Source organism: Sphingomonas sp. P4_G3 (assembly GCF_056401105.1).
Genome location: NZ_JBFUJZ010000011.1, coordinates 101,293 through 109,198, shown reverse-complemented (window position 1 = coordinate 109,198; position 7,906 = coordinate 101,293). Strand labels below are relative to the sequence as shown.

The following is a 7,906-nucleotide window of genomic DNA, read 5'->3' as shown; positions in this document are numbered from 1 at the left end:
GTAAGTGATCGCCGCCTCGACCGTGTCGGTGCCTTCATTGGCATTCTCGACGATCACATCGCTCAGGCTGTCGACGACATAAGTGTCGTTGCCCACGCCGCCATACAGCGTGTCGGTCCCCTGCCCGCCATCGAGCCGGTCGTCGCCGGCATAGCCATAGAGATTGTCATTGCCGCTGCCGCCGGTCAGCGTGTTCACGCCATTATTGCCCTGGATCAGATGCGAGAACGCATTGCCGGTGAGATTAAGCGCGACGGTCGCATTGGCGTCCGATGCCGCCAGCCGCTCGACCTGGGCCGCCGCGGTCAGCGTGTAGCTGACCGACGCCAGCACGGTATCGGCCGTTCCCTCGCCGGCATTCTCGACGATCACGTCACCGGCATTGCGGACGTAATAGACGTCGTTGCCCGCACCGCCTTGCAAGGTGTCGCCACCGCCACCGCCATCGAGCTGGTTGCTGCCGGCATTGCCGGTGATCACGTTCTGGCCGGCATTGCCATAGCCGTTGATGTTGGCGGTGCCGGTGAGCACCAGGGTCTCGACATTGGCGCCGAGCGTGTAGCTCAGCGACGAGCGTACCGTGTCGGTGCCTTCATTGGCATTCTCGACGATCTGCACACCGGCATTGCCGACGACGTACGTGTCGTCGCCTGCGCCGCCATAGAGCGTATCGGCCCCGCCGCCGCCGTTGAGCGTGTTCGCTGCCGCATTGCCGTGAATGACGTTGGCGCCCGCATTGCCGGTGCCGTCGATCGCCAGACCGCCGGTCAGGGTCAGATTCTCGACATTGGCGCCCAAAGTATAGCTGATCGAGGACTCGACCGTGTCGGTGCCCTCGCCGGAGTTTTCGACGACGACATCGCCGGCATTGTCGACGACATAGGTATCGTTGCCCACGCCCCCGGTCATCTGGTCGGCGCCCTGGCCGCCATCGAGCCGGTCGTCGCCGGCATAGCCGAACAGGCTGTCATTGCCGCTGCCGCCGGTCAGCGTGTTCACGCCATTGTTGCCCTGGATCAGGTGCGAATACGCATTGCCGGTCAGGTTGATCGCGGTCGTCGCGTTAGAGTCCGATGCCGCCAAGCGCTCGACCTGCGCTGCCGCGCCGAGCGTATAGCTCACGCTCGCCAGCACGGTGTCGGCGGTACCCTCGCCGGCATTTTCGACGATCAGGTCGCCTGCGTTGCGGACGTAATAGACGTCGTTGCCGGCGCCGCCGGTCAGCGTGTTTCCGGCCGAATTGTCGCGGATCACATTGGCGAGCGCGTTGCCGGTGCCGTTGATCGCCGCGTTGCCGGTCAAGGTCAGGTTTTCGACATTGGCGCTGAGCACATAAGTGATCGATGATTCGACCGTATCGGTTCCGGCGCTCGGATTCTCGATGACCTGGTCGCCGCTATCGTCAACGACATAAGTGTCGTTGCCGCCGCCGCCGGACATCTGGTCGGCTCCCGCCCTGCCATCGATCCGGTCGTTTCCGGCAGTGCCAAAGAGCATATCGTCGCCGGCGCTGCCGATACCCGCGACGCTGGTGTTGCTGCCCTGAATGGTGATCGTCACCGTCGCGGTAGAGCCCCCGGCGAGCGAATAGGTGAAGCTGTCGGTCGCGGTCGAGTTGGTTGCGCCGGTCACCGCGCTCAGTGTGTCGAAGGCGTGGTTGGGGTCATAAGTGTACGTCCCGTCGGCGTTGAGCGTCAGATGGGCGCCCGACGCCAGCGTGATCTGTGTGCCGACGTTCGCCGCCGACCCATTTACGGTCGCGACCGTCGCGACGATCGGCAAAGGGCCGTCGGGATCGTCGTTGGCGATCACCGAGCCGCCGATGATCGTCGCGTTGGCTGCGACGACCGCGCTGTCGTTGGTCGCGACCGCCGGATCGTCGACCGGGATTACATGGACGAGGCGGTCGAAAGTGGTAGCCCCGCCGCTGCCGTCGTTGAGCGTGAACTCGATCGTACGGTCGGCATTGGTCGGATTGTCCGAACTGCTCGAGAAATGCACCGCCTGGGCCAGCGCCTTGACCGCGAAATCGTCGGCCGCAGCGTTGAGCGCGATCGACAGACCGGCCGGCGAATTGGTCAGCGCGCCGACGATCGTCCCATAATAGCTGACATTGCCGCCCGCGATGCCGATACCCGGGCCCGACAGGCTGATGGTATCGCCGGCATGCGCATTGGTGATCGCGACGACGAACGAGCCGCCCGCATAATTGGCGCTGTCGCTGTCGCCGACATTGACGCTTGAAATGACCTGAGCCGCCGCGCCGTTTTCGACATAGGTCGGCGCTCCGGTGGCCGGCAGCGTGACGAGGAAAACGTCGAGCCTGCCCTGGGTGTCGCCGGGGACCAATGTGCTCAGCCGGCTGGTGAAGATAAGTTCGCTGTCATCCGTCGAGAAGGCGAGATTAGTCGTATCGGCATTGCCTGACGAAGCGATTGGCGCCTGCGCCGTGATCGACGTCACTTCGCCGGTGACCAGATCCTTGACGTACACGTCGAGCCTGGCGTTGGTGTCACCAGCGGTGAGATTGGTGGCGTAGGTGGCGAAGGCGACCTTGGTGCCGTCGTGGGAAAAGACCGGCAACATCGAACTGCCATTGGCTTGCGACCCGTCCGACGCGGTCGAGACGCGTGTGATCGCGCCGGTGTTGAGATCCTTGACGAACAGATCCCAGAAGCCATTGGTGTCGCCGGGGACGAGATTGCTCGCGGGGCCGTAAAAGGCGACCTTGGAACCGTCGGGCGAGAAGACGGGCGAATAACTGATACCGTTTGCCTGGCCGCCGGCGGCGTCCGTCGAAACGCGGGTCAGGACGCCGGTGGTCAAATCCTTGACGAAGACATCGGCCGCGTAATTGGTATCGCCCGCGACCAGATTTGTCGCCGGACTATAGAAGGCAACCTTGGTACCATCGGCGGAGAAGGAAAAATCGTAGCTGTCGTTGTTCGCGTGAACGCCCGCGGAACTCGTCGTCACCAGCGTCACGGCACCGGTGACGAGATCTTTAACGAAAATATCCTTGAAGCCGTTCGTGTCCCCCGCCACGAGATTGGTGGCGGTGCTGGAGAAGGCAATTTTGGTGCCGTCAGCGGATAGGACCGGAAAGTCACTATAGCCGTCCGATTGGCCCCCGGCGCCGTCGGTGGACACCCGCGTGATCGTGCCGGTGACGAGATCCTTGATGAAGACGTCCCTGGCGCCGTTGGTGTCTCCGGCGATCAGGTCCGTCGCGTCACTCGAGAAAATGATCTTCGTCCCGTCGGATGAAAACTTGGGGTACCAGCCTTCCGCGACGAACGTGACCAGCCCGGTGACGAGATCTTTCAGAACGAAGCCCGTGCTCACGCCGGGCGGCATGAGGCTCGGCTCACTGGTTTGAAAGAGCACTTTGGTCCCGTCGGGCGACAGGACTCCGCTGAAATTGTCGAGAGCCCCCAGCTGACCGCCGGACGAATCGGTCGAGACGCGCGTGATCGACAGCGACCCTGCGGCGAAGGTCGGCGCCACGTTCACAGGCCCAATGACTCAGCTTGATGCGGGAGCGCCGCCACGACGCCGTTTGCAGCACCCTCATCACCGATGCGCGACGATTGCGCGCCGGATGCGCTTTCAGACCGTAGATTCATCACTTACCCCCCGATTCCGCCGAGATTAAGCCGGATCGTTCGCGGGAGGCAAGCCGCAACGGACCCGTTAAACGGCGAAATAACCGCTGACCGTTCCAGCCCAGAGATTGGACCGCGATGGCAAGACCAGGCCAGCGCGGGACGCCCATGACGAGCGCGATCGGCAGGCCCGGTCAGTCCGTTCCCTTCGGCCCATGCGGCCGCAACTGTCCCGGCGAGATGAAGCCCAGAGGCTGCAGTGACGCCGCATCCTGCTTCATCGTCGCGGCGAGCTGTTCGTAATCGCGCTCCATCTCCGCGGTCACCGAGGCACGTGAATCAACCAGCGCGTCCTCGAAATCGGCCATCGTCACTTGCTTGACGTCGATATTCTTGCGGAGCGCGACCAGGCCTGCGCGCCGGGTCAGATCCTCGAGGTCGGCGCCGGTGAAGCGGTCGGTGCGCGAAGCGATGCGGTCGAGATCGACATCGTCGGCCAGCGGCATCTTCTGCGTCTGGATCGCCAGGATGCGGCGGCGACCCTTCTCGTCGGGCACGCCGACATAGATCAGCTCGTCGAACCGGCCGGGACGCAGCAGCGCCGGGTCGATCAGATTGGGCCGGTTGGTCGCGCCGATCACGACGACCGACTGTAATTCCTCGAGTCCGTCCATCTCCGCGAGGATCGTGTTGACCACGCGCTCGGTGACTTGCGGTTCGCCCAGGCCACCGCCGCGCGCGGGGACCAGGCTGTCGAGCTCGTCGATGAAGATCACGGTCGGTGCGACCTGGCGTGCGCGCGCGAACAATTTGGCGATCTGCTGTTCGCTCTCACCATACCATTTGCTGAGCAGGTCGGACGATTTGGTCGAGATGAAGTTCGCCTCCGCCTCGCGCGCAACCGCCTTGGCGAGCAGGGTCTTGCCGGTGCCGGGCGGGCCATAGAGCAGGAAGCCCTTGGCCGGGCGGATACCGAGCCGGCGGAACGCGTCGGGATCCTTGAGCGGCAGCTCGACACCTTCCTTGAGGCGCATCTGCGCGTCGTCGAGCCCGCCGACATCGTCCCAGCGGACGCGCGGCGCCTCGACCATCACTTCGCGCATCGCCGAGGGCTGGACGCGCTTCAACGCGCCGAGGAAGTCCTCGCGCGTCACCGCCAGCGTTTCGAGCACGTCCGCCGGAATCGTGCGGTCCTCGAGGTTGAGGCGCGGCATGATCCGCCGCACCGCCTCGATCGCCGCCTCGCGCGCGAGGGCGGCGAGGTCGGCGCCGACGAAGCCGTAGGTCGTGCGCGCGAGTTCGTCGAGATCGACATGATCGCCGAGCGGCATGCCGCGCGTATGGATGCCCAATATCTCGCGGCGGCCGCGCTCGTCGGGCACGCCGACGACGATCTCGCGGTCGAACCGGCCGGGGCGGCGTAATGCCTCGTCGACCGCCTCGGGCCGGTTGGTCGCCGCGATCACCACCAGATTGGCGCGCGCCTCCAGCCCGTCCATCAAGGTCAGCAATTGCGCGACCAGGCGTTTTTCGGCCTCGCCGGACACGTTGCCGCGCTTCGGCGCGATCGAATCGATCTCGTCGATGAACACGATCGACGGCGCGTTCTTGGCCGCTTCCTCGAACACCTGGCGCAGCTTCGATTCGGACTCGCCATAGGCCGAACCCATGATCTCGGGCCCGTTGATCAGGAAGAATTGCGCGTCGCTCTCATTGGCGACGGCGCGCGCGAGCCGCGTCTTGCCGGTGCCGGGCGGGCCATGGAGCAGCACGCCCTTGGGCGGTTCGACGCCGAGCCGCTGGAACAGTTCCGGATAGCGCAACGGCAATTCGACCATCTCGCGCAACTGGTCGATCGTGTCGGCCATGCCGCCGATATCGTCATAGGTAACGTCGGCGCGCCGCGCGTCCTTGGGTTCCTCATATTCGGGGCGCAGCTCGATCTCGGTATTCTCGTCGACCAGCACCACGCCCTTGGGCACGGTCGAGATCACCGCGAGGCGGATTTCCTGCAGCGCATAAGCCGGCGCGCGGAGATATTGCGCGACGTTTGGCGGCACGCCTTCGGGGTCGATGCGCTGCTGCCCCGCGGTCGCGACGACATCGCCGGCGCAGAGCGGGCGGCCGAAAAAGGTGCGTTTGAGCGCGCCGGTCGATCCCTGCAGGCGCAGATTCTGCTGCGCGGGAGCGAACACGACGCGCGTCGCCGGCTTGGCCTCAGCCTTGCGCACGTCGACATAATCGCCCGACCCGGCGCCGGCATTGGCGCGTTGCAGGCCGTCGATCCGGATCAGTTCGAGCCCCTCATCCTCGGGATAGGGTGCGACCGCGCGCGCCGGGGTGGTCGACTTGCCGACGATTTCGATGATGTCGCCTTCACCGATGCCCAATTGCGCCATCAGCGGACGCGGGATGTGCGCCAGTCCGCGGCCACTATCCTCGGGACGCGCATTGGCGACCTGAAGCTTGCGTTGGGGGGCATCGTCGCCGTCTGCCATGGGGGTCACCTTAGTTTCGCGAGCGGAAGAATCGAGAGCGTGTGAGATAGTGACCCGGTTCCCGAAGCGCGAGAGGGCGCCTATCAGGCGGCCGCGAATCGAGACAAAAAAAGGCCGGACCCAAGGGGCCCGGCCGGGAAAGTTTTTAGGAGAGGATGCCTGAAAGGCCTGCTCTATGTGCAGCGCAGCACATTATTGTGCAAGTGCGAAGTGATACCGGTAACATGCATTTTTCGCAATCAACCCTTTCCTTTCACGGAGAGGGGATGATAGCGTTCCAAGCATCGGTATGTGACGCGTTGCACAACTAACAGGGCCAAGGGAGAGAATTTCCATGCGGCGTTTGCCCCCGCTGACCGCGATCGAGGCCTTTATTCAGGTCGCCCGCACCGGGTCGGTCAAGGCTGCCGCGCAGGAACTCGCTTTGTCCGCGCCGGCGCTCAGCCGCCGGATTCAGGCGCTCGAACGCTTCATCGGCAAGCCCTTGTTCGAACGCCGGCACCAGGCGGTGGCGCTCAACAGCGACGGCGAACGGCTGCTGCAGCAGATCGCGCCGGTGCTCGACCGGCTGACCGACGCGGTCGAATATATGACCAGCGGGATCGAGGTCCTGCGCCTGCGTTTGGGGGTGTTGCCGCTGTTCGCCTCGCAACGCATCTTCCCGCACCTCGGCGACCTGCGTGCGCGCTATCCGCAGATCCATCTCGATATCGATACGGCGGGACACAATATGGCGCGCGTCGGCGACGGGCTCGACGCCGCGATCGCGCTGGCGCGCGAGCCCGATCCCAGCCTCTATGCCAAGCGGCTCGATACCAACAATGTCTATGTGATCGGCGCGCGGAGCCTGCTCGACGGGCCCGATCCGGTCACGCGCCCCGAACAGATCGAGAAGCTGACCGCGTTGATCCACCGCGACATGCCCGACACGTTCAGCGCCTGGCGCCATGCGGCGGGGCTCGACGAGCTCGAGCCGCTGGCGATCGACCATTTCGATTCGGGCGCGCTGATGCTCGAAGCGGCGGCCCAGGGTCTGGGCATCGCCTTCATGCACGAAAGCCATTTCGACGAGGCGCACGACCCGCGGCTGGTCAAATTGTTCGATATCGAGGTGGCCAGCCCGTACAGTTACTGGTTCGTCTGCCGCCCGCGCGCGATGCAGATGCGCCAGGTCAAATGGTTCCACGACTGGCTGGTCGAGGTCCTCGACGCCTAAGGGCGTCGCGGGCTGTTCAATCCTCTCCCGCCGCACCTCGTCATCCCCGCGAAAGCGGGGATGACGGAAGGTGGCGAGGAGCGGCTGTTGGTTGCGCTTACTCGGCGCGGGCCTTGAGGATCTTGCCGGGGTTCGCCGGCGGCTCGCCCTTGGGCAGCGCGTCGATAAGCTCCATGCCCTCGGTGACTTCGCCCCATACGGTGTATTGGCCGTCGAGGAAGCGCGCGTCGTCGAAGCAGATGAAGAACTGGCTGTTGGCCGAATTGGGATCCATCGTCCGCGCCATCGACGCAACGCCGCGGACATGCGGCTCGCGCGAGAATTCGGCCGGCAAGTTGGGCTTGTCCGATCCGTGCATGCCGGTGCCGGTCGGATCGCCGCCCTGCGCCATGAAGCCGGGGATCACGCGGTGGAATACGACGCCGTCGTAAAAGCCTTCATTGGCCAGCTCGGCGATGCGGTCGACATGTTGCGGCGCGAGATCCGGGCGAAGCTTGATGACGACGTCGCCGCTGTCCAGCGTCAAAGTCAGTGTCTCGGGGGTATCGGCCATCATTTTGCTCCATGAATCGGGGAATTTGCGCCCG

At 64.6% G+C, this 7,906-nt stretch carries 4 protein-coding genes; 1 reads left to right on the top strand and 3 read right to left on the bottom strand.

Annotation, left to right across the window (positions count from 1 at the left end; all coding sequences use genetic code 11):
• Both AC1DQQ_RS20065 and AC1DQQ_RS20060 read right to left on the bottom strand, forming a co-directional pair.
• Nucleotides 1-3,507, bottom strand: a 3,507-nt coding sequence (locus AC1DQQ_RS20065; protein WP_478046550.1) for a beta strand repeat-containing protein, incomplete at its 3' end; no start/stop codon positions are given.
• 292 nt (nucleotides 3,508-3,799) lie between these two features.
• Nucleotides 3,800-6,103: a CDC48 family AAA ATPase gene (locus AC1DQQ_RS20060; RefSeq protein ID WP_478032463.1), complete on the bottom strand. Its 2,304-nt coding sequence runs from the start codon at nucleotides 6,101-6,103 to the stop codon at nucleotides 3,800-3,802.
• 334 nt (nucleotides 6,104-6,437) lie between these two features.
• Here AC1DQQ_RS20060 and AC1DQQ_RS20055 point away from each other — a divergent pair, with 334 nt between their 5' ends.
• Entirely contained in the window at nucleotides 6,438-7,319 is an 882-nt protein-coding gene (locus tag AC1DQQ_RS20055) for a LysR substrate-binding domain-containing protein (RefSeq protein ID WP_478032464.1), read from the top strand.
• 97 nt (nucleotides 7,320-7,416) lie between these two features.
• Here AC1DQQ_RS20055 and AC1DQQ_RS20050 read toward each other — a convergent pair whose 3' ends face one another.
• On the bottom strand, nucleotides 7,417-7,872 hold the full coding sequence (locus AC1DQQ_RS20050) for a peptidylprolyl isomerase (protein WP_478032465.1): 456 nt from the start codon (nucleotides 7,870-7,872) through the stop codon (nucleotides 7,417-7,419).
• Between the last annotated feature and the right edge of the window lie 34 nt (nucleotides 7,873-7,906).

Excerpts from the sequence above, each read along its gene's own strand:
- AC1DQQ_RS20060 (WP_478032463.1), bottom strand. The coding sequence starts at position 6,103 with ATGGCAGACGGCGACGATGCCCCCCAACGCAAGCTTCAGGTCGCCAAT.
- AC1DQQ_RS20055 (WP_478032464.1), top strand. The coding sequence starts at position 6,438 with ATGCGGCGTTTGCCCCCGCTGACCGCGATCGAGGCCTTTATTCAGGTC.
- AC1DQQ_RS20050 (WP_478032465.1), bottom strand. The coding sequence starts at position 7,872 with ATGGCCGATACCCCCGAGACACTGACTTTGACGCTGGACAGCGGCGAC.